We start from the raw sequence: 20,236 nt of genomic DNA, 5'->3' as shown, positions 1-20,236 counted from the left end.
GGCGGGATGGCGCTCTCGCTGGGGCTGGGTTTGGCCCTCTCGACCCTTGTGATCGGGATCCGCCCCCAGGTGTTTGTTCCTTTTGGATTGAGCGCGTTGGGTTCGGCCCTGCTGGGATCCCTGCTCATCCCCGGGTTGCGGCGCTGGAAGGCGGGGCAGGTGATCCGCCAGGAGGGGCCCCAATCCCACCAGAAAAAAGCAGGCACACCCACCATGGGCGGGATCAGCTTTTTGCCCGTGGGGCTACTGGTGGCCGGGATCTGGATCGGCTGGGATCCCCATTGGCTGGCCGTCGCGCTGCTCACGCTGGCCTACAGCTTTGTCGGCTGGCTGGACGATTGGCTGGTGATCCGACAGCAATCCAACAAGGGGTTGTCTCCCAAACACAAGCTGTTGCTCCAGGTGGGAGTTGCCCTTGGGTTTTGTGTCTACCTGGCCTGGCAGGGGATCCCGACCAGTCTGACCTTGCCGGGGATAGGCACCCTCTCTCTGGGCTGGCTGTTCTGGCCCTTGGCCCTGTTTGTGTTGGTGGGCACCAATAATGCCGTAAACCTCACCGATGGTATGGACGGCTTGGCGGCAGGGGTGGTGGCCATCCTGCTGATTGGGCTGGGGCTCCTTCACAGGGATCCAGAGCTATCGGTGTTGGCTTTCACCCTGAGCGGTGCCTGCTTGGGGTTCCTGGTTCACAACCACCACCGGGCGCGGCTGTTCATGGGCGATACCGGATCCCTGGGGTTGGGGGGCGCTCTGGCCGGGTTGGCGCTGCTGGGGGATCAGCTCTGGGCCTTGGCCCTGATGGGGGGAGTGCTGGTGGCAGAGGCGCTGTCGGTGATGCTGCAGGTGGGCTACTTCCAATACACCAAACGCAAAACCGGCACAGGCAGACGGCTGTTGCGCATGTCGCCCTTGCACCACCATCTGGAGCTGGGGGGCTGGTCGGAGGTGCAGGTGGTGGGATCCCTCTATGGGATAACGGCGCTGCTGGTGGGGCTGGGCTGGGCCTGGTGGCACTGGACCGGAATGTGAGTTCGAGCTGGGGATCCACCGGGATTCCAATGAGGGCCTGACCTCAAACGGGTTGTTCGGCGTGGGAAATGGCCACCGGCAGATCGGCCCCCACCCGCTAAGTCCCGGGATCCCTTCTGTTGTGAGGAAAACGCAAAGATTACTGACCGATGTTTGTTCCCTGTCAAATTTCCAACTGAATCTTTTACATTCACCGTTGCAGATCGGGGATCGCTGTAACGTATGGATATGAACTTAAGTTAACATTGCCTTCCCCTGTAACCCAGTTGGAGGCCTCTAAAAGGAGTGTAATCTCATGATGCCGAGTGGCTCCAAAAATTCCGATAGGCCAGCGGCACAGTCAGGGCACAGCGATTTGGTCTCCGACCCGCCGATGCAAGCGGCTCCTTCTCCGGCAGGTGCTGCTGAGCTTTCCTCTGCGCGGCCGTACGTGGTGTTGCACGGCCATTTCTATCAGCCGCCCCGAGAGGATCCCTGCCTCAACCGCATTCAGCGACAGCCGAGCGCCAGCCCCTTTCACGACTGGAACGAGCGCATTTGGGCGGAATGTTACCGCCCCAACGCCTTTGCCCGCGTTCTGGACGACCAAGGACGGGTGGTGCGCATTGTCAACAACTATGAATTCCTGAGTTTTAACTTCGGCCCCACTCTCCTCTCTTGGTTAGAGGAGCATGACATTGAAGTTTACCAACGCATTTTGGCCGGCGACCGCCTCAGCGCTGAGCGGCTGGAGGGTCATGGCAATGCCATCGCCCAAGTCTACAACCACGTCATCCTGCCCCTGGCCAACGAGCGAGACAAGTACACCCAGATCCGCTGGGGAATTGCCGATTTTCAACACCGCTTTGGGCGCCATCCCCAGGGGATGTGGCTGGCCGAAACCGCCATTGATGCAGCAACGGTCACGGCCTTGGTCGAATGTGGGATCCGCTTCGTCATTTTGGCCCCCAGCCAAGCGCAGCGCATTCGCCCCTTGGGACAAACGGAGTGGATCGACGTTAGCCAAGGCCAGATCGATCCCCGCCGGCCCTACCGCTGCTTTACCCCCGATCGGGAGGGGTACTTGGATATTTTCTTTTTCGATGGCCCCATTTCCCGTGACTTGGGCTTTGGGGATATCGTTTACAGTACTTATTCGCTGGCGGAGCGGATCCGTTCCGCTCTGCGCTCGGACAAAGAGGGGGAAGCCTATCTGGTCAACTGTGCCACCGATGGCGAGACTTTTGGCCACCACAAGCGGGGTGTAGAACGCACACTGGCCTATGCCTTTTGCGAGGAATTTCCCCGCCGGGGCTGGCAGGTGGGCAATTACAGCCATTTTCTCAGCCAACATCCCCCCACTTGGGAGGTGCAACTGAAACCGGTCACCGCCTGGAGCTGCGCCCACGGGGTAGGACGGTGGTCGCGAGACTGTGGCTGCGGAGCGGTGGGAGGGTGGCACCAACGCTGGCGGCAACCGCTGCGGGAGGCCCTCAACTGGCTGCGGGATCAGCTGGCCGAGATCTACGAGACGGAGGCCAGAGCCTACCTGCGGGATCCCTGGCTGGCGCGGGATCGTCACATCGAGGTGATTTTGGATCGGGAGCGCTGTGATGCCTTTTTGCAGGAGCACCAAAGCCACCGCCTCACCGCCGAAGATCGGGTGCAAGTGCTGCGCCTGTTGGAGATGCAGCGCTACAGCCAGTTGATGTTCACCAGTTGTGGCTGGTTTTTCGAGGAGCTATCCCGTCCTGAAGGGGTGCAGATCCTGCGTTACGCGGCACGGGCTATCCAGTTGGCGGCAGCAGTGGCGGATGTAAACCTGGAAGAGGAGTTTTTGCAGCGCCTGAGCAAGGCCCCCAGCAACCTCGACCTCTACAGAGACGGCAAGGGGGTCTATTGCGCCTTGGTGCGCCCCAGCTTGATCAGCCCGCAACGGCTGGTGGCTCAGCACGCCATGTTTTCCCTGTTTAACGGGATCCCCCGTTCCCAAGGATATGTGCTGGATCAAGTGGATCAAGAGCGCCTGACGATAGGCGGGTCGACACTGGCTATCGGGCGGGTGAAGCTCACTTTTCCCACCACCCGCGAAGAGCACGATCTAATCTACGCCGTGCTCCACCTCGGCGGCTGGGACTTTCAATGTGGCGTCAAGCCGTTTGCTGGGCGGCGCATCTACGAGCAGATAAAAGCGCGGCTGCTGGCCGGATCCCACAGTCGGATCCAGATGATCCTGATCCTGCAAGATCTGTTTGGGCCGGAAACCTTCGACCTGAACGCCCTGAACGACGAAGACCGGCAGCAGATGATGCGCTGGCTCACTCAAGATACCCTAGACCGCCTGGCCCAGCTCTACCGCCAAACCTACCTGGACAATTACGGGGTCTTGATGGCCTTTCGGGCCGACGGCCTGCCGATCCCGGAAGAGTTGTTGGCTGCCGCTCAGATCACCCTCAACCAACGCCTGTTGACCAGTTTGCGGGCGATGGAAATGGAAGAGGGCAAGCGGGATCACCTGCTGGAATTGCGGGCAATTGTGCGCGAGGCCGAGCAGTTGGGGTGTCAGTTGCGGCGGGAAGAGGCAGCCCGGGTTCTGGATCGGCTCCTGCAGCGGGGGATGTGGCACCTTGCCCACGCTTTTGAGCCGGAGACCTTCGGCGAACAGCTCTACAACCTGGAAGAATGGCTGCAATTGGCTGCAGACCTGCGCCTGCCCATCAACTTGGATCGCCTGCAAGAGCTCTATCTGACAGCGCTGGAGCGTCAAATTGGCCCGCGTTGCCCAGCTTGGCCCCAAGAAGACTGCCGAGACATTTCTGCCGAAAACCTGCACCGCCTCTTACAGGTTGGGCAGCGAATTCGGGTCAACGTCAATGCCTGGCTGCGTCACCTACACCCCCAAAATTAAACCCCCAAGATTAAGTTGAGAGCTCAGTGAACTTTAAAGCCATCGGGATGACAGGATTCGAACCTGCGACCCCTTCGTCCCGAACGAAGTGCGCTACCAAGCTGCGCTACATCCCGACTGACAGGCCCCTTTAACCGCCCGCCGAAGCTCAACAAGTATAGCACGCCGGCTACGGACAATGAGGACAAGGGATCCCCAGCAGAGAAGGGGATCCAATCTGCGCTAAGCTGCAAAAAATCCCCCCTCTCGTCAGCCCAAGTATGAGTCAGTCTAAGGGTTTTCGCAAATCCAAGCCTGAGAAAAAACCGGCCAGCTCCAACACTGCCAAGCGTAAGGAAGCCGCCCAACGGTACGACGAGCTGAAAGCCAAGGGGATGCCGGAGTTCAACATCTTTGCCCGCCGTCGCCAGCCCGCGCCTGGCCAGCCCAATCCTTGGCTGCCGGTGGGATCCCTGGCAGTGGGGCGTTCCAGCGCCATTCACCAGGCCATTTTCCAAAACGAGGAAGAACTCAAAAAAGCAGCCGTCAGGCTGTTTCCCCGTCTCGGCAAGGTGAAAGATGACCTGGAGTTTGGGTTTCGCCTTAAGGACAAGGACTTCCAAGACGAGCCGATCCAGGTGGCGATCCGCCCCCAGCCCTCGCCCCTTCAAGTCTGGATGGCCAAAATCCGAGGTTGGTTGGGCCTCTCCGGCAAAGGAACCTCTAAAAAAGGCTAGACTGCCGCAAAGGCTCTGGGCAGCCAGCTCAAAATCAGAGGGTTGACCACCTCTGGGCGCTCGTCGTGGGGGCAATGGCCTGTATCGGGGATGGGCAAGAACTGGTAGTCGATCCCTTGCACATGGTTTTGAAAGCCGCGACCCCGTTGAATGGGTGTCCAGGGATCCCCCTCTCCCCAGAGCACCAACAGCGGGCAGCGCACCTGAGGCAATAGGGCTTCAGGAGTTGGGCCAGGGGGAGCGGTGAGAATCGAGGCAAACACCTGCTGAGCGCCCACATCACAGGAAGGGGCATAGAGAATCTCCACCAGCTCATCCGTAATGGCGGCGGGGTTGCGGTACACCTGCTTGAGAGTTGCGCGAATACGCTGCCGCTGCCGCACCCGATCGAACAAAAATGGCCCCGTCACCGGAGAAGCCGCCAGAGCGGTGAAAACACTCATGAAAAGGCGGAAAATCGGGCTGAGCTCATGGGAGCGATGGTTCAACCCCCCGGCGCAGTTGAGCAACACTGCTCCTGCCGTTAACTGGGGATGCCGGGCGGCCATGATCAAGCTGAGCAAGGCACCAATGGAATTGCCGATAAACACAGCAGGCTGCTGAATGTGCTGCTGCCAAAAATCCACCAGCAACTCCGCCCACAGATCCAAGGTGTAGGGGAGAGCAGGCTTGGCCGAGCCGCCAAACCCGAGCAAATCCAGGGCATAGACCCGGTATCCTGCCGCAGCCAGCACGGGGATGTTGTGCCGCCAATGGCCGATGGAAGCCCCAAATCCATGCACCAAGACCAGCGGGGATCCGGATCCCTGCACCACGTAGCGAATGGCATGTCCGCGCCAGCTCCAGACTTGGGGAGCAAAAGGAGCAATGGCCTCAGCCGCAGAACCGGCAGGAGAAGCAGTCAGCACAGCCTGAAAACAGACCCAGTTAAAGATGTAGGTAGAAACTCAGAGCCATCCCTGTTCATCATAGCTTCGGAATGCCTTTGTCTCCCGTCTCTACTGCCCTGCCTGCTGCTGCAGTTGCGGGTTCAGGTGCCGCCGAGGTGGGGTTGGGCCGGTCAACATGGGACGAAAGCATGCTGGACTTCTTGGGATCCCCGCCCTTGGCTGGATGGCATAGCACCCGGGGATCAGCTAGAAATCGCAGGAGCCCCGCACTGTGCCCGTAGGGTCACTGCCGGGAGGAATGCGCTTTGATGAAGTACAATGAACTTATGAGCCAAGTCCTGACCATCTCCTGCAAGCTCAAGGTGTCCCAGTCGCAAGCCGCTAAATTGGACGCGACGATGGATGCCTTTGTGCAGGCACTGAACTGGGTCAACCAGAACACGCCGGAGAAGATCGTCAACGCGGTCAAACTGCAATCCCTTTGCTACTACGAGATTCGAGCCCGGTTCGGCTTGTCCAGTAACTTGGCTCAACAGGTGTGCAGACGGGTAGCGGGTTCCCGCAAAGTGGCTAAGCAGAAAAAGCGTCCCGTCAAGGAGTTTAAGAGCGGCTTTGTTACCTACGACGCCCGTATCTTTTCGTTCCGTCAAAAAGACTGGACGGTGTCGCTCACCACGGTGGAAGGGAGAGAACGCTTTGAGCTAGCCATTGGCAACTACCAGCGTGGGATGCTGGCTGGTTCCAACCCAAAAGCTGCCACCCTGGTCAAGCGCAAAGATGGCTCCTACTACATCCAGATTTGCGTAGAGGAAAAGCCACCCAAGCAACAAGATACCGACAAGGTGATCGGGGTGGACTTTGGGAGGACGGATATTGCCCATACGTCAGAGGGGGACAATTGGAATGGACAGCAGTTGAACAGAGTCCGAGACCACTACTCCCGGTTGAGGGCGGTACTCCAACGCAAAGCCAGTAAGGGCACACGCAGTTCGCGGCGCAGATGCAGAGAACTGTTGCAACGGCTGTCTGGCAAGGAGAGGCGCTTTCAGGCGTGGGTCAATCATCGCATCTCCAAAGCTATTGTCTCTAGGGCAAAGGCGACAAATAGCGCTATTGCCCTGGAAGACTTGACAGGGATCCGGGAAAGGGTCAATCAACAACCCCGCAGCAAAACCGAAAGGCGCAGGGCCAACAGTTGGGCGTTCTACCAACTACGTCAATTTCTGGAATACAAGGCGAGGGTTGCAGGGGTTTCTCTGATTCTTGTGCCGCCTGCCTACACGTCGCAGACCTGCCACCGGTGTTTGCACATTCATCCCGACCCTGCGCAATCCTATCGCAGTGGTAAGTCGTTCAAGTGTGGGCACTGTGGATGGGAAGGAGATGCGGACTTGAATGGTGCAAACGTAATTGCGCTCTTGGGGGCTGCCGTAAACCAGCCTAGAGGTTCGGGCTTGTTTTGTTCTCTGGTAGAGCAGAGCAGGCCCAGGGCTACTGAAAGCCCGCTCCGTACCGCTTAGCGGTCGGAGCCGGGTAGTTTACCTTTCGACCTCATTATTTTTTTGTAGCTCGGCTGGGTTGAGCAGAAAGAGCGCTGGGAAGCGCAACCCGTCCAAGGAGGTCGGAGCCGGAAGCCAGTTGGACAGGTTAAGGTGAAGAGACTGTTAAGATTCTTATGGTTTTGCTGTTGCCAAGGCAACACCGCACCAACTAACATCTCGCTACACTGCGACCGCTCATGATTCATCCTCTGCTGCAACGGCTGCACCAATCCACCCTGACCCCGCTGCGGGATATCCACTGGACGCCGGAATTGTTCGGAATCCTCTTGGTGTACTTTGTGCAGGGGGCGGTGGGGCTGGCACGGCTGGCCACCAGCTTTTACCTGAAGGATAGCTTGGGCCTCAGCCCGTCTCAGGTGGCGGCGTTGATGGGCGTTGCCATGAGCCCCTGGATCCTCAAGCCCCTCTACGGCCTGCTGTCGGATACCGTACCGGTGGCGGGCTATCGGCGTCGTCCCTACCTCTTGTTGTCGGGGCTTCTGGGGTGTGGGGCTTGGCTGGGGATGGCCCTGTGGGCACCGACGGCTGGTCTGGCCACCCTGTGGATGGTTTTGGGATCCCTGGCGGTGGCGGTAGGGGATGTAATCGTAGATTCGCTGGTGGTGGAGCGGGTACACGGCAGTGACTGGGCGGGGACGGGCACGCTGCAATCTTTAACTTGGGGAGCAACGGCCTTGGGATCCCTGCTCACCGCCTATTTGGGAGGAGCGCTCTTGGCCCATTATCCGCCGCAGGTGGTGTTTGGCCTGACAGCCTTGTTGCCGTTGTTCATCGCTCTGGCAGCTTGGGTTATTGCCGATCAACCGGTGGTGTTGTCTCAGGGCTGGGATCCCTTGCAACAACAGGTGGGGCAGGTGTGGCGGGCGCTGCGGCAACCCAGCATTTTGCTGCCGGTGCTGTTTGTGTTCGTTTGGCAGGCCACTCCCAGCGCCGATGCGGCTCTTTTTTACTTTGTCACCAACGATCTCGGCTTTGGGCCGGAATTTTTGGGTCAGGTGCGCTTGGTAACCAGCATCGCCAGTTTGCTGGGGGTAGGGATCTTCCAGGTGTATCTGCGGCGGATCCCACTGCGGCCCCTGTTCGGCTGGATGACGGTGATCTCGGCAGGGTTGGGCCTGACCAGCCTTATCTTGGTCTATCACCTCAACCGGGATTGGGGCATCGACGATCATTGGTTTAGCTTGGGGGACAGCCTGGTGCTGACGGTGGCAGGACAGATTGCCTTTATGCCGGTGTTGGTCTTGGCCGCCCGCCTCTGCCCCCCTGGGATCGAGGCCACCCTCTTTGCCCTGCTGATGTCGGCCTTTAATTTGGCGGGGTTTCTCTCCCAAGAGCTGGGATCCCTGCTGATGCATGGGCTGGGGGTAACGGAGACCGATTTCAGCCGGCTGGGGCTGCTGCTGATCCTGACCAACCTTTCTACCCTCTTGCCCCTGCCGTTTTTGGGCTGGCTGCCGGAAGAGAGCATAACCCTTGGCGGAGCAGAACTTGAGGCGGAAGCCCATGCCTCTCTGGAATCCTTTCTGCGGGATGTGCAGGCAGAAGAAGCGGAGACAGCCTTGGCGATGGAAGGGGTCTCTCTGGCCGAAACCGACCCAACCTAAAGAGACTCTGTCTGGCCTCGGGAAAGGCATACAGCCTCGGTGTCCAGCCGCTAAGATGGAGGGATGAGCTGGGTAGCCCCCACAACTCACTCGGATCTTTCACTTCAGGAGGGGACCGTGCTTCATCGTAGGATCTATCAACTCAGCCGCGAAGGCAAGGATGTGTGGATCTATCTGCGGGATCAGGGACGCTGGCTGGAACGGGCCAAGATCCTCGATATCGAAGGGGACACCATCCTAGTTCGCTACGAGACAGAAGATGAGGAGGAGATCTGCTCCTGGGAGGAGATGATTCGCCTGGAAAGCATTGGAGCTGTTGCTCAGCGCCTTTCCACCATTCCCAAGGGGATGCTCAGCACGTCAGATTTGCTCACCTCAGAAGACTGCCCTCCGGCTGAATTGCTGCATCCGCCACTGTTGCCTACCGAAGGAGAAGATCATCCCAGCAGCGAGCGCCTCGTGGAGGATTACTACCTGGATCGGGAGGCTCCTGCCGAGCTGCCGGTGCGCTCCAGTGGGGAAGATCTCAAACGGGCGGATCGTGCCCGGCACGATGCTGAAGGCACGGATTGAGTTCTCCGTTTGCCAGAGCGGCGCAGAAGAGCGCTTGACATCCTCAGGTTCAGACGCCAGCTCAGAAGCCTAGAGGTGGATGGCCCGGCCACGGCCAGAAAAGTTCTCTAGAGTTCACCTTGGCAGATAAAGGGGATCCCAAGGGCGGGATCTACTTTGCCAGGCTCTCAGTTGTGCAGGGTCGGATGGTCAGTGGGCCGTAGAACTCCTCTTGGCACAGCTCCACCTGAGAGCGGGCAGCCATTAGCAGCAATGACCAGAAGACTTGAATGGGGTGAATGGTCCCGCTGCTGCCGTTTTGATAGCTTTTTTGGCAAAAGTGTTGCTGGAGATCGACAAAGCTGATCTGGGTCAGACCCTGCTGCCAAAGCTGAGCCAGCAGAGATTCTAGCTCGGCGGTGGTTTCCAAAAGGTTTTCTGGGTGGGCTAGCTGAGTGATGGCCGACAGCGCTTGCTGGCGAGAAATCCGTTGGGCCAGCGGCTTTGGGGCAGCTTCGGGCTGGTGTTCCAGCAGGGTTTCCAGCTCTTGCAGGTGGGCGATGAGTTCTTTGAGGGTGATGGGCCGGGTACGTTGAAGACGGGGTGCTGCCCTGGGTTGCAACACGCGATCCAAGTGCGCCAAAGACCAGCTTGGCCAGGGATCCACTTCTACCTCCACCGGGCTGGGCTCACTTTCTTCTGCTTCTGGTTCTGCCAAAGCCATCGCCTTAAGATAGACCAACATGGCAGCGTGGAGCAGGGCTTGTCCCGACTCAGACAGGTCATGGCTGCTGCCGGTGGGAGCCATACGGGCCAGAAAGCGATCGATAACCTCGATGACCTGCACATCCCAGGGATCGATCTCGCCTCGTTCTGCCAAATCAATGAGCAGAGCAATTGCCTCTTCGGTCGGTGAGTAGGCCATAGCACCCCACAGCTCCCTGACCCTTACTGTAGCCCTCAGGCCGGATCCCGGCTATCTCTAGCCATCTCCCATGCCGATCCGAATCCTCTGGCTCAATCGCTGACGTGGTAATATAGAGATCCTGCTCTAGTCGATAGCTGCTAGAGTGGTATCTGCGGGCGGTTAGCACAGTGGTAGCGCACTTCCTTCACACGGAAGGGGTCACAAGTTCGAATCTTGTACCGCCCATACCCGCAAACCTGCTCCTGCAGCGAGCTTCAACAGTCCAAGTCCTTCTCCTGGAGGAGAGATACAGGCGGCTAGAAACGACTTTTTCCGCCCCGGGGTCTCCGTAAACTACCCGACTCCGACCGCTAAGCGGTACGGAGCGGGCTTTCAGTAGCCCTGGGCCTGCTCTGCTCTACCAGAGAACAAAACAAGCCCGAACCTCTAGGCTGGTTTACAGCAGCCCCCAAGAGCGCAATCACATTCGCACCATTCAAATCCGCATCCCCTTCCCATCCACAGTGCCCACACTTGAACGACTTGCCACTGCGGTAGGATTGCGCAGGATCGGGATGGATATGCAAACACTTGTGGCAGGTCTGCGACGTGTAGGCGGGCGGCACAAGAATCAGAGAAACCCCTGCAACCCTCGCCTTGTATTCCAGAAACTGACGTAGTTGGTAGAACGCCCAACTGTTGGCCCTGCGCCTTTCGGTTTTGCTGCGTGGCTGTTGATTGACCCTTTCCCGGATCCCTGTCAGGTCTTCCAGAGCAATAGCGCTGTTGGTAGCTTTTGCCCTAGAGACAATAGCTTTAGAGATGCGATGATTGACCCACACTTGAAAGCGTCTTTCCTTGCCAGACAGCCGTTGCAACAGTTCTCTGCATCTGCGCCGCGAACTGCGTGTGCCCTTACTGGCTTTGCGTTGGAGTGCCGCCCTCAACCGGGAGTAGTGGTCTCGGACTCTGTTCAACTGCTGTCCATTCCAGTTGTCCCCCTCTGACGTATGGGCAATATCTGTCCTCCCCAAGTCCACGCCGATCACCTTGTCGGTATCTTGTTGCTTGGGTGGTTTTTTCTCTACGCAAATCTGGATGTAGTAGGAGCCGTCTTTCCGCTTGACCAGCGTGGCGGCTTTTGGGTTGGAGCCAGCCAGCATCCCACACTGGTAGTTGCCAATGGCCAGTCCAAAGCGCTCTCGCCCTTCCACCGTGGTCAGCGACACCGTCCAGTCTTTCTCGCGGAACGAGAAGATACGAGCGTCGTAGGTAGCGAACCTACGCTTGAACTCTTTAACTGGACGGTTGCGCTGTCTCGCCACTTTGCGAGCGCCTGCCACCCGTCTGCACACCTGTTGAGCCAAGTTACTGGACAAGCCGAACCGGGCTCGAATCTCGTAGTAGCAAAGGGATTGCAGTTTGACCGCGTTGACGATCTTCTCCGGCGTGTTCTGGTTGACCCAGTTCAAGGCTTGGCCAAAAGCCTCCATCGTCGCGTCCAATTTAGCGGCTTGCGACTGGGACACCTTGAGCTTGCAGGAGATGGTCAGGACTTGGCTCATAAGTTCATTGTACTTCATCAAAGCGCATTCCTCCCGACACTGACCCTACGGGTACAGTGCGGGGCTCCTGCGCTAGTAAGCTGAAGCGCGCCTTAGGGAGAGGGCTAATGGCTGTTGAGAACAACTCCGCTTGAGCTTCCAGCGTCTTTGCTGCCAGGCCAGTGGAGAAAGGGAAGAATGGTAGCCTAATAAAGGGTAGGGTTGAGGCCATGCAAGAATTTCGTCCCGCTAACGCGATCAGAAACCTTCGCTTCATACTCCTGGGCTTGTGGATCTTGAGCCTGCTCGTTCTCCTCATCCAAAACTGGGGATCCCCGGCAAGGGTTGTGGTGGGTGGGCAATCGGGATCCCCGCTTCCTCTATCGTTGGTGCTATTGGCCTCTTATGGGGCAGGGATGGGGCTGGGATTTTTGTATGTAGGCTCCTGGCGATTGCACGACCGGGTGTTCCAGCGACAGGCAATCCGTAAGTTAACTCAGTTGAGCGACCGAGTTCGCTTTTTGGAAGCCCAGCTGATTCCCCCCGACCACTATTTGCCCCAAGATCTGCCGGAGTACGAGCCGGATCCCCAAGCAGGCCGCTATTCCTATTCCAATATCCCGCCGGAACGCATTCGCGATCCCGCTCCTGAGGACGACGATGCGGCAGCAGCTCCCAACTGGCGGATTGTCCAGCGGCCCTACGCCGACGAGGAGGAGGAAGGATGGGATTCCTAAACTGGTGGAAATCGTCTGCCGCTCCTGCGTCTGAGCCCGACCCCTGCCCTGAACCGCGGGGACAGAACAACTATCTGCTCATCGTCCTAGACAGTTGCCGCTTCGACAGCCTGCTGGCGGCCAACCCCAAGCACTTGCTGAAGTTGGGCCCTCTGGAAAAGCGCTGGAGCTACGCTTCCTGGACGGCCCCTGCCCATTACAACCTGCTCATGGGCCTGCTGCCCCACACCAGCCCCATCCACGTTTTTGCGTCCGAGCACTACAAGCAGGATTATCTGCGCTACAACGAGCGGCTCGGCACCCGGCAACCCATTGAGTTCAAGCATCTGCTGCCTCATCTCTATTTGCCGACGCTGCTGAAGCATCAACTGGGCTACACCACCCACGCCATGGTCTCCATGCCGGTGCTCAACCCCAGCACGCTGCTGAATCGGGATTTCGATTCCTACCGCCTCATGCCCCAGCACAACGATATGGCGGCCATGGTGGAACAGTTGCGCTTCGAGCCGGATCGCCCCAGCTTTTACCTGTTAAACGTGGGCGAAACTCACTATCCCTACGCGCTGCCCGATGAGGATCCCAGCTTGTGGCCCCGCATCTCGGGGGTGAATGGGGTGTTGAAGCGGCTGGATGAAGGAGAAGAGGACGGGATCCCCTTTTTCGATTCGGCCCAGTTGGAAGAGCTACGGCAGCGACAGATCCAGGCGGTGCGCTACCTGGATGGGATCTTTGAACAGCTGTTCGACCTGGTTCCCAAAAACACCTACATCACGGTTACAGCCGATCACGGCGAACTGTTTGGGGAGGGAGGCTACTTCGGCCACGGCCCTATCCACCACGAAAAAGTGCTGGAGGTGCCTTTTATCGAGGGCAAGATTCGCTAGGATGAGGCCCTCACCCCCAGCCCCTCTCCCTGAGGACAAGGGTGGCCATCGATAGCCCAGCAACTGGGCTTACCAGGATTGAGCCTCTGTTTGCCTGCCGGTTAACGCGATCGCCTGAATCGCATGGGCAGAGCTTCTTCCTTTTTCGGGTGGCTAGATCTGCTGGGTCTCCGGCTTGGGCAGGGTGGGATCCCGGCGGGGTTCGCCGTTGGCGCTACTCGGACGGAGCCCTTGCGGGGATCCTTTTACACCGGAACCCAACCCATCTTCGGCGGCCAGGTCGGCAGAGCGGGCGATCTCGTAAAGGCTTTTCACCACACTGCTGAGGGGAATGGCGACGATCACGCCCAGGATGCCCCCCAATTGCGCCCCCACCAGAAGGGCGATCAAAATCCACACCGGGTTCAATCCGATCAACTCCCCCATCAGGCGCGGGGCAATCACCCGATCCTTCACCTGCTGCACGATCAGGGAAACCAGCACCACTTTAAGGCTGAGCCAAATGTCCTGAAAGGCCAGCAACACCGCCGCCGCCCCAATGCCAATCACCCCCCCCACCAGGGGGATGACCTCCAGCAGGCCGATCAGCAGGCCAAACAGGAGCCCGAAAGGTACCCGCAAAAACCCAAAAACCGGCACCAGCATCAGGGCCATGATGAACCCCAACACCAACTGGCTGATGAGGAAGTTCTGAAAGCTGAGGGCTAGGGCTTCGCCAATGCGCGGCCCCCAAGGTTTGGGGAAGAGGCTGAGCAACCCCTGCCAGAACTGGCCCCCGTAGAGCAGCATGTAGAGGGCCAACACCAGCACCAGCACCAAGTCGATCACCTGGTTGAACGTACCCAGAAGGAGATCCAGGGATTGGCCGGCAATTTTCTCGGCGCTGGCCTGCAGGCGGTTGAGAAGGGTATTGACCAGCTCCGTCTGGCCAAGGTTGATGTTGCGCTCGGCGGCCCAAAGGCTAATCTGGTCGAGCCAATTTTGTAAGGTGTCCACCCACTCTGGGATCCGCGCCCCCAGCTGCACCACTTGCTTGGCCAAGACCGGCACCACGGCAATCCCCACCAAAACCAGCAGCACCACCGACAGGGCAAAAACCAGGGTGACCGCCAAACCTCGACTGACCCGATAGCGCCGCAGCACCTGCACCGGGTAGTTGAGCAAAAAGGCCAGCACCGCCGCTGTCAGGATGGTGGTGAGCAAATGCCCAAACAGCCGACCCACCTGTATGGCCAGCCAGCCGCTGATGACGATCAAGATCCAGGTGAGCAGCAACCGCTGCAAGGGTGAGAAGCGATTCATGCCGGAGCCATCCCCAAGGGATCCCAAAGCGCTTAAAAACCCAGGATGCTATACCCACTATCCACGTAGATCACCTGGCCGGTAATGCCGCTGGCCAGGTCGCTGGCCAGAAAAGCCGCCACATTGCCCACCTCTATTTGAGTGACATTGCGCCGTAGGGGAGCTTTCTCCTCCACAGCATGCAGCATGGCATGAAAATCGGAAATGGCCGATGAGGCCAAGGTGCGGATTGGGCCGGCGGAAATGGCGTTCACCCGGATCCCGGCAGGGCCCAGCTCGGCAGCCAGGTAGCGGACACAGGTTTCCAGGCCCGCTTTGGTGACGGCAGCCATGTTGTAGTTGGGCACCACTCGCACTCCTCCCAAGTAGGTCAAGGTGAGGACACTGCTGCCGGATCTCAGTAGGGGCTTGGCAGCCCGGCAGAGGGCAATCAGGGAGTAGGTGCTCACATCCATGGCCAGGGCAAACCCCTCCCGCGAGATATCGCTGAAGTTGCCGCTCAGCTCCTCTTTTTTGACATAGGCCAGGCAGTGAACCAGAATATCGACCTGACCCCATTTTTCGGTTACCCCCTGAAACAGATCGCTGATCTGCTGATCGCTTCGCACGTCGCAGGGGAGGAGAAAATCTGGCTGCAAGGGATCCGTGAGTTGCTGAACTTTGGTTTTGAAGCGATCCCGCTCGTCCGGCAGATAGGTAACCCCTAAGCTGGCCCCCGCTTTGTGCAGTTGCTGAGCAATGCCCCAGGCAATGGAGCGCTCGTTGGCAATGCCGGTTACCAAGGCTTTCTTTCCCGTCAGCTGTAGCATGGCAAAAAAAGTAGGGGTGTATTCCTTTCTATCCTCCCACAGGTGGGGGCTGGAGCTGGGAGAAGGGATCCCAGGCACTCCTGAACTCCCGTTAAAAAGGCCCGGCTTCCACAATGAAAGTCCTTTTGGTTGAAAAGGAATATTGTCTGCTGGATCTCCGCAGCCCTGTTACCCGTGCCGAAATCATCGAGCACCCGTGGTCGTTGGAAGATACCTCCCTCAACCGGGCTGATAGGTGGAAGCAACGTGCAGTTCCTTGAGCTGCTTCGCCTCAACGCTGGAAGGAGCGCCGGTGAGCAAACATCGCGCCTGCTGGGTTTTGGGAAAGGCGATGACATCCCGGATGGAATCTTCCCCGGCCAGCAACATCACCAGCCGATCCAGGCCGTAGGCAATGCCGCCGTGGGGCGGGGTGCCATACTCAAAGGCTTCCAACAAAAAGCCAAACTTGTCCCGCGCCTGTTCGGGGGTGAGGCCAATCGCTTGAAAAACCTGCTCCTGAATTTCCCGCTGGTAAATCCGCAGGGATCCCCCTCCTACTTCCACGCCGTTCCACACCAGGTCATAAGCCTGGGCCCGCGCCGTTTTCAGGTCGGCCAAGTCGTCGGGGTGGGGGGCGGTAAAGGGGTGGTGCAGGGCTTCCAGGCGATTTTCTTCGGCGTTGAACTCAAACATGGGAAAGTCGGTGATCCAGAGGAGATTCAAGGCGTTCTCTGGGATCAAACCCAGCTCCTGGCCCAGGTGCAGCCGCAGCCGGCCCAAAGACTCGTTCACCACTGCCGCCGGCCCTGCCCCAAACAGCAACAGATCCCCTGGCTTGGCCTGGGTGAGATCCAGCAACCGCTTCTCCTGCTCGGGGCTCAAGCTCTCTTTCAGGGCGCCGATGGTATCGAGGCTGTCGGGCCGCACCCGGATAAAGGCCAAGCCGCCCGCCCCATACTGGGTGACCAGCTTGAACAGATCCCCGCCTGGTTTGATGCGGGTGTTGGAGATCTTTTCATCGCCGCCGGGCACTGGCAGGATTTTGATCAAACCGCCCTCAGCCAGCACTTTGGCGAAGACTTTGAATCGGGATCCCTGAAACACCTCCGAAACATCCACCAACTCCATCCCAAAGCGGGTGTCAGGCTTGTCGGAGCCGTAGCGGGCCATGGCCTCGGCATAGGTCAGGCGCGGGAAGGGACGGGGCAGGTGGATCCCTTTGACAGTTTTGAAGATATGGCAGATCAGTCGCTCGTTGAGCTCCAGGATCCCTTCTTGATCCATGAAGCTCATCTCCATGTCCAACTGGGTGAACTCCGGCTGCCGATCCGCCCGCAGATCCTCATCCCGAAAGCAGCGGGCGATCTGGTAGTAGCGATCCACGCCAGCCACCATCAGCAACTGCTTAAAGAGCTGGGGCGACTGCGGCAGGGCAAACCACTCGCCGGGGTTGACGCGGCTGGGCACCAGGTAGTCTCTGGCCCCTTCTGGGGTGGAGCGGGTGAGAATGGGAGTCTCCACCTCGACAAAGCCCTCCTCGTCTTCTAGGAAACGGCGGATGGCCTGGATGACCCGGTGGCGCAGTTGCAGGTTACGGGACATGCGCTCCCGCCGCAAATCCAGGTAGCGATAGCGCAGGCGGATCTCTTCTCGCACTTCCTCTGCTTCTTCTCCCGAGACGCTGAAGGGGAGCTGCTTGCCGACTGGACTGAGCACTTCCAACTGTTCGGCGTAGATCTCGACCTCGCCGGTGGCCAGGCGAGGGTTGAAGGAGTCGGGGGGCCGTTGCTGGACAGTTCCCGTTACCCGCACCACATATTCGTTGCGCACTTCCCCCGCCAGTGGATATGACTGCGGAGTTTTCTGCGGATCCGCCACCAGTTGCACAATGCCAGAGCGATCCCGCAAATCCAGAAAGATCACCCCCCCGTGGTCGCGGCGGCGGTCGATCCAGCCGTAGAGGGTGACGGTCTGGCCAATGTGGGCCGGGCGGACTTCGCCACAGTAGAGGGTGCGGGCCGGGCGATGGATGGCAGCAGGCATGGAAGAGGTGAGAGAACAAGGGTCTGAGCCCCTATCATACAAAACTTAGACCTCCTGCCTCGACTCAGCTTCTCAAGAGCAGTCAGGGGATCCGCCCAAGGCTGCCACGATGGTGCAGGTGTTGAGGCGCATCATGGCGATGTAGGTTTCAGCACCGCTGCCTGCTTCCCCCAAAGAATCGGAGTACAGCTCCTGTTCCGCTACCTTGACTCCCGCTTCAGCGGCCACCGTTTGGATCAGGGCCGGGTTGAGGGTGGTCTCGGCAAAGACAGCCGGCACCCGCAGAGCGCGGATCTCGGCTACCAACCGGGCCACAGTCTGGGCGCTGGGCTGTTCTTCGGTGCTGATCCCCAGCAGGGATCCCCCCATTTTCAGGCCGTAGGCTTGGGTGTAGTAGGCAAAGGCATCGTGAGTGGTCACCAAAACCCGGTTGGGAGGGGGGATGGTCTGAATTTGCTCCCCAATCCAGGCATGAAGCTCCTCCAGCTCTGCTCGATAGGCAGCAGCATTGGTTTGGAAGAAGGTCGCCTCGCCAGGCACCTGTTCCGCCAGCTCTTGGGCGATGCGCTCCACCATGCGGATGACGTTTTCCACATTGCCCCACACGTGGGGGTCGGGAGTGGGGATCCCATCCTCCTCATTGGTGACGATGGGATCGAGGATCTCGGCCAAGGCAACCCGCCGCGCCTGTTGGGCTGTGGCCTCGATGAGGCGCATCAACCCCGGCTCCAGGTTGTAGCCATTCCAGAACACCAAGTCTGCCTGCTCTAGGGCCACCCCATCCGCCGGCGTTGGCTCGTAGACATGGGGATCCATTCCCGGCTGCAGCAGGCTGGTGAGCTGGATGCGATCTTGGCCCACCTGCTCTACCCAATCGGCGATCAACGTAGTGGTAGCCACAACGCGGGGACGCGCCCAACCCGAACCGGCCAAGGCCAGAAAACTGCCGTTCCCGTCAGCGAGACAGAGTCCTATTGCCAAGCCGAAGGCTGCTACCCAACGGCGCCGCCCCCAAAGGAAGACAAGACTTTTGATCATCGTTTCATGGTTTAGATGTCCCTTTAGGGTACACTGGACTTACCGAAAATGAAAACAAAATGAAAAAGCAACTTCCTCCTCTCCCTCTTGGTCCGGCCAGGGGATCCCTGGTGGTGCGGGATCTGACGGTGCGTTACGGCAGCCTGCAGGTGCTGCAAGGGATCCAAGCTGAAATCGCGCCGGGCCGCGTCACGGGCATCCTCGGGCCCAACGGGGCCGGCAAAAGCACCTTTCTCAAGGGGCTGTTGGGGTTGGTGCCGCTGGAACGGGGGGAAGTGCGCTACGGCGGACAAGCGCTGCGGGGAGAGCAAGTGGCCTATGTACCCCAGCGCTCGGCCATCGACTGGACGTTTCCCGCCACGGTGTGGGATGTGGTGTTGATGGGGCAGGTGAGAGCTGCTGGCTGGTTTCGCCGCATCGGGAAAAAGGGGCAGCAGCGGGCTGCTCAAGCCCTGGAGCGGGTGGGGATGGGGGCCTACCGGGATCGCCCCATTGGAAAGCTGTCGGGGGGACAACAGCAGCGGGTGTTCCTGGCGCGGGCCTTGGCGCAAGAAGCGGAGATCTACGCCCTTGACGAACCCTTTGCCGGGATCGACCAGCCCAGCGAAGCTATTTTGTTCCAGGTGTTGCGGGAGCTGGCAGATGCCGGCCACATCGTGATGGTGGTGCACCACGATTTGGGGCAGGCCCGGGCCTACTTCGACGAAGTGCTCCTCCTCAACCGTGTCTTAATTGCCCAGGGATCCCCGCGGGAGGTGTTGCAGCCAGCGGTGTTGCAGCGGGCCTATGGCCGAGCCCTGCTGCTGGACTCAGCTGCCTAGGGAGAGTTTGAGGTCAACAACGTTATGGAATGGCTCTGGCACAGCCTGGCGGATCCCTTGAGTTTTGCCTTCATGCAACGGGCTCTGCTGGTGGCGGTGGCCGTCGGCATTCTCTGTGCCGTGGTGGGCAGCTATCTGCTGGTGCAAAGCTTGGCCCTCCTGGGGGATGCCATCAGCCATTCGCTGCTGCCGGGCCTGGCCATTGCCTACATGCTGGGCCTCAACCTGTTTGTGGGAGCCTTTGTGGCCGGTCTCCTCAGCGCCCTCTTAATTCAATGGATCCGCTCCGCCAGCCCCCTCAAGCCGGATGCAGCCATGGGGATCGTCTTTTCGGCCTTTTTTGCCTTGGGGATCCTGTTGATCACTTTGATCCAACGGCGGGCTCGCATCGATCTCAACCACTTCCTCTTCGGCAACCTCCTGGGGGTGAATGCTGTCGATGTGCTGACAGTGGTGGGCATCACCCTTTTGGTGTTGGGGTTAGTGGCCCTCTTCTTCAAGGAATTGACCTTTTACAGCTTCGATCCCTTGGGGGCCAAAGCAGCCGGCCTGCCCACCGAGCGGCTGGGGTGGGGGCTGATGGTGCTCACCTCCCTGACGTTGGTGGCCAGCATGAAGGCAGTGGGCGTGCTCTTGGTGTTGGCCATGCTGATCACGCCAGCGGCAACCGCCTATCTGGTGGTGCCTCGATTGCACCAGGTGATGCTGCTGGGATCCCTATTTGGGGTGAGCGCCAGCCTGCTGGGGATGTACGCCAGCTACTACCTCAATGTGGCCTCCGGCCCGGCCATCGTCCTGGTGGCCTCCGCCTGGTTTAGCCTGGCCTTTCTGGGCAGAGTGTTCTCAGGAACGCGCTAGAAACCAGGGATCGCAGGTCGGGATCCCTGGTTCGAACCTCATCTGAGAGAGGGTAGAAAGCGGTAGGTAGT

Annotated in this window: 17 protein-coding genes and 2 tRNA genes; 11 read left to right on the top strand and 8 right to left on the bottom strand. The window is 59.2% G+C overall.

Features of this window, described 5'->3' with window-relative positions:
* Window positions 1-6: 6 nt before the first annotated feature.
* Window positions 7-1,029, top strand: a complete 1,023-nt coding sequence (gene mraY / locus ACVWY9_RS07895; RefSeq protein ID WP_457387998.1) for a phospho-N-acetylmuramoyl-pentapeptide-transferase — start codon at window positions 7-9, stop codon at window positions 1,027-1,029.
* Between the two features lie 295 nt (window positions 1,030-1,324).
* Window positions 1,325-3,916 (top strand): DUF3536 domain-containing protein, encoded by a 2,592-nt coding sequence (locus ACVWY9_RS07890; protein ID WP_457387990.1) that lies wholly within the window; start codon window positions 1,325-1,327, stop codon window positions 3,914-3,916.
* 42 nt (window positions 3,917-3,958) lie between these two features.
* Here the strand turns inward: ACVWY9_RS07890 and ACVWY9_RS07885 are convergent.
* Window positions 3,959-4,032: transfer RNA gene (locus ACVWY9_RS07885), tRNA-Pro, on the bottom strand.
* Between the two features lie 144 nt (window positions 4,033-4,176).
* Here ACVWY9_RS07885 and ACVWY9_RS07880 point away from each other — a divergent pair.
* The gene (locus ACVWY9_RS07880) at window positions 4,177-4,632 is read left to right on the top strand and encodes an HHL1-like protein (protein WP_457387989.1); all 456 of its coding nucleotides are present in this window, start codon (window positions 4,177-4,179) and stop codon (window positions 4,630-4,632) included.
* Here ACVWY9_RS07880 and ACVWY9_RS07875 read toward each other — a convergent pair.
* Window positions 4,629-5,540 (bottom strand): alpha/beta fold hydrolase, encoded by a 912-nt coding sequence (locus ACVWY9_RS07875; RefSeq protein ID WP_457387988.1) that lies wholly within the window; start codon window positions 5,538-5,540, stop codon window positions 4,629-4,631. The genes ACVWY9_RS07880 and ACVWY9_RS07875 overlap by 4 nt on opposite strands.
* Window positions 5,541-5,848: 308 nt before the next feature.
* On the opposite strand from ACVWY9_RS07875, the gene ACVWY9_RS07870 reads away from it, so the two are divergent.
* The 3 genes from ACVWY9_RS07870 to ACVWY9_RS07860 all read left to right on the top strand — a co-directional run bounded on the left by ACVWY9_RS07870 (window position 5,849) and on the right by ACVWY9_RS07860 (window position 9,261).
* Window positions 5,849-7,042, top strand: coding sequence for an RNA-guided endonuclease InsQ/TnpB family protein (locus ACVWY9_RS07870; RefSeq protein WP_457387997.1), 1,194 nt, complete (start codon window positions 5,849-5,851; stop codon window positions 7,040-7,042).
* Window positions 7,043-7,260: 218 nt separating this feature from the next.
* Window positions 7,261-8,688: a folate/biopterin family MFS transporter gene (locus ACVWY9_RS07865; RefSeq protein ID WP_414349870.1), complete on the top strand. Its 1,428-nt coding sequence runs from the start codon at window positions 7,261-7,263 to the stop codon at window positions 8,686-8,688.
* 117 nt (window positions 8,689-8,805) lie between these two features.
* A complete protein-coding gene (locus ACVWY9_RS07860; RefSeq protein WP_011432782.1) occupies window positions 8,806-9,261 on the top strand; it encodes a DUF6679 family protein in 456 nt (151 codons plus the stop codon).
* Between the two features lie 151 nt (window positions 9,262-9,412).
* Here the strand turns inward: ACVWY9_RS07860 and ACVWY9_RS07855 are convergent, their stop codons facing one another.
* Entirely contained in the window at window positions 9,413-10,165 is a 753-nt protein-coding gene (locus tag ACVWY9_RS07855; protein WP_457387987.1) for a segregation/condensation protein A, read from the bottom strand.
* A gap of 156 nt (window positions 10,166-10,321) precedes the next feature.
* Here ACVWY9_RS07855 and ACVWY9_RS07850 point away from each other — a divergent pair.
* Window positions 10,322-10,393: transfer RNA gene (locus tag ACVWY9_RS07850), tRNA-Val, on the top strand.
* 125 nt (window positions 10,394-10,518) lie between these two features.
* On the opposite strand, the gene ACVWY9_RS07845 is transcribed toward ACVWY9_RS07850, so the two are convergent.
* Window positions 10,519-11,712, bottom strand: a complete 1,194-nt coding sequence (locus ACVWY9_RS07845) for an RNA-guided endonuclease InsQ/TnpB family protein (protein ID WP_457387996.1) — start codon at window positions 11,710-11,712, stop codon at window positions 10,519-10,521.
* 275 nt (window positions 11,713-11,987) lie between these two features.
* Between ACVWY9_RS07845 and ACVWY9_RS07840 the strand changes: the two genes are divergently transcribed.
* Window positions 11,988-12,428 (top strand): hypothetical protein, encoded by a 441-nt coding sequence (locus ACVWY9_RS07840; RefSeq protein WP_238376922.1) that lies wholly within the window; start codon window positions 11,988-11,990, stop codon window positions 12,426-12,428.
* Window positions 12,416-13,312: a sulfatase-like hydrolase/transferase gene (locus ACVWY9_RS07835; RefSeq protein ID WP_457387986.1), complete on the top strand. Its 897-nt coding sequence runs from the start codon at window positions 12,416-12,418 to the stop codon at window positions 13,310-13,312. Before ACVWY9_RS07840 ends, ACVWY9_RS07835 begins: the two co-directional genes overlap by 13 nt.
* Window positions 13,313-13,465: 153 nt before the next feature.
* On the opposite strand, the gene ACVWY9_RS07830 is transcribed toward ACVWY9_RS07835, so the two are convergent.
* The 4 genes from ACVWY9_RS07830 to ACVWY9_RS07815 form a co-directional block, all read right to left on the bottom strand.
* A complete protein-coding gene (locus tag ACVWY9_RS07830; protein WP_414341734.1) occupies window positions 13,466-14,614 on the bottom strand; it encodes an AI-2E family transporter in 1,149 nt (382 codons plus the stop codon).
* Window positions 14,615-14,646: 32 nt separating this feature from the next.
* Window positions 14,647-15,423, bottom strand: a complete 777-nt coding sequence (fabI, locus tag ACVWY9_RS07825; RefSeq protein WP_457387985.1) for an enoyl-ACP reductase FabI — start codon at window positions 15,421-15,423, stop codon at window positions 14,647-14,649.
* A gap of 219 nt (window positions 15,424-15,642) precedes the next feature.
* Window positions 15,643-17,448, bottom strand: coding sequence for an aspartate--tRNA ligase (gene aspS, locus ACVWY9_RS07820; RefSeq protein ID WP_011432789.1), 1,806 nt, complete (start codon window positions 17,446-17,448; stop codon window positions 15,643-15,645).
* A 72-nt stretch (window positions 17,449-17,520) separates the two neighbouring features.
* On the bottom strand, window positions 17,521-18,486 hold the full coding sequence (locus ACVWY9_RS07815; protein ID WP_457387984.1) for a metal ABC transporter solute-binding protein, Zn/Mn family: 966 nt from the start codon (window positions 18,484-18,486) through the stop codon (window positions 17,521-17,523).
* Window positions 18,487-18,545: 59 nt separating this feature from the next.
* Between ACVWY9_RS07815 and ACVWY9_RS07810 the strand changes: the two genes are divergently transcribed.
* Window positions 18,546-19,307 carry a metal ABC transporter ATP-binding protein gene (locus tag ACVWY9_RS07810; RefSeq protein WP_457387983.1) on the top strand — a complete coding sequence of 254 codons (762 nt, stop codon included), beginning with the start codon at window positions 18,546-18,548 and terminating at the stop codon, window positions 19,305-19,307.
* Window positions 19,308-19,331: 24 nt separating this feature from the next.
* Entirely contained in the window at window positions 19,332-20,165 is an 834-nt protein-coding gene (locus ACVWY9_RS07805; protein WP_011432792.1) for a metal ABC transporter permease, read from the top strand.
* Window positions 20,166-20,236: the final 71 nt, after the last annotated feature.

Source organism: Thermostichus sp. OS-CIW-31, from assembly GCF_054060305.1.
The sequence above is the reverse complement of the archived record's forward strand: the minus strand, read 5'-3'. Positions and strand labels throughout refer to the sequence as shown.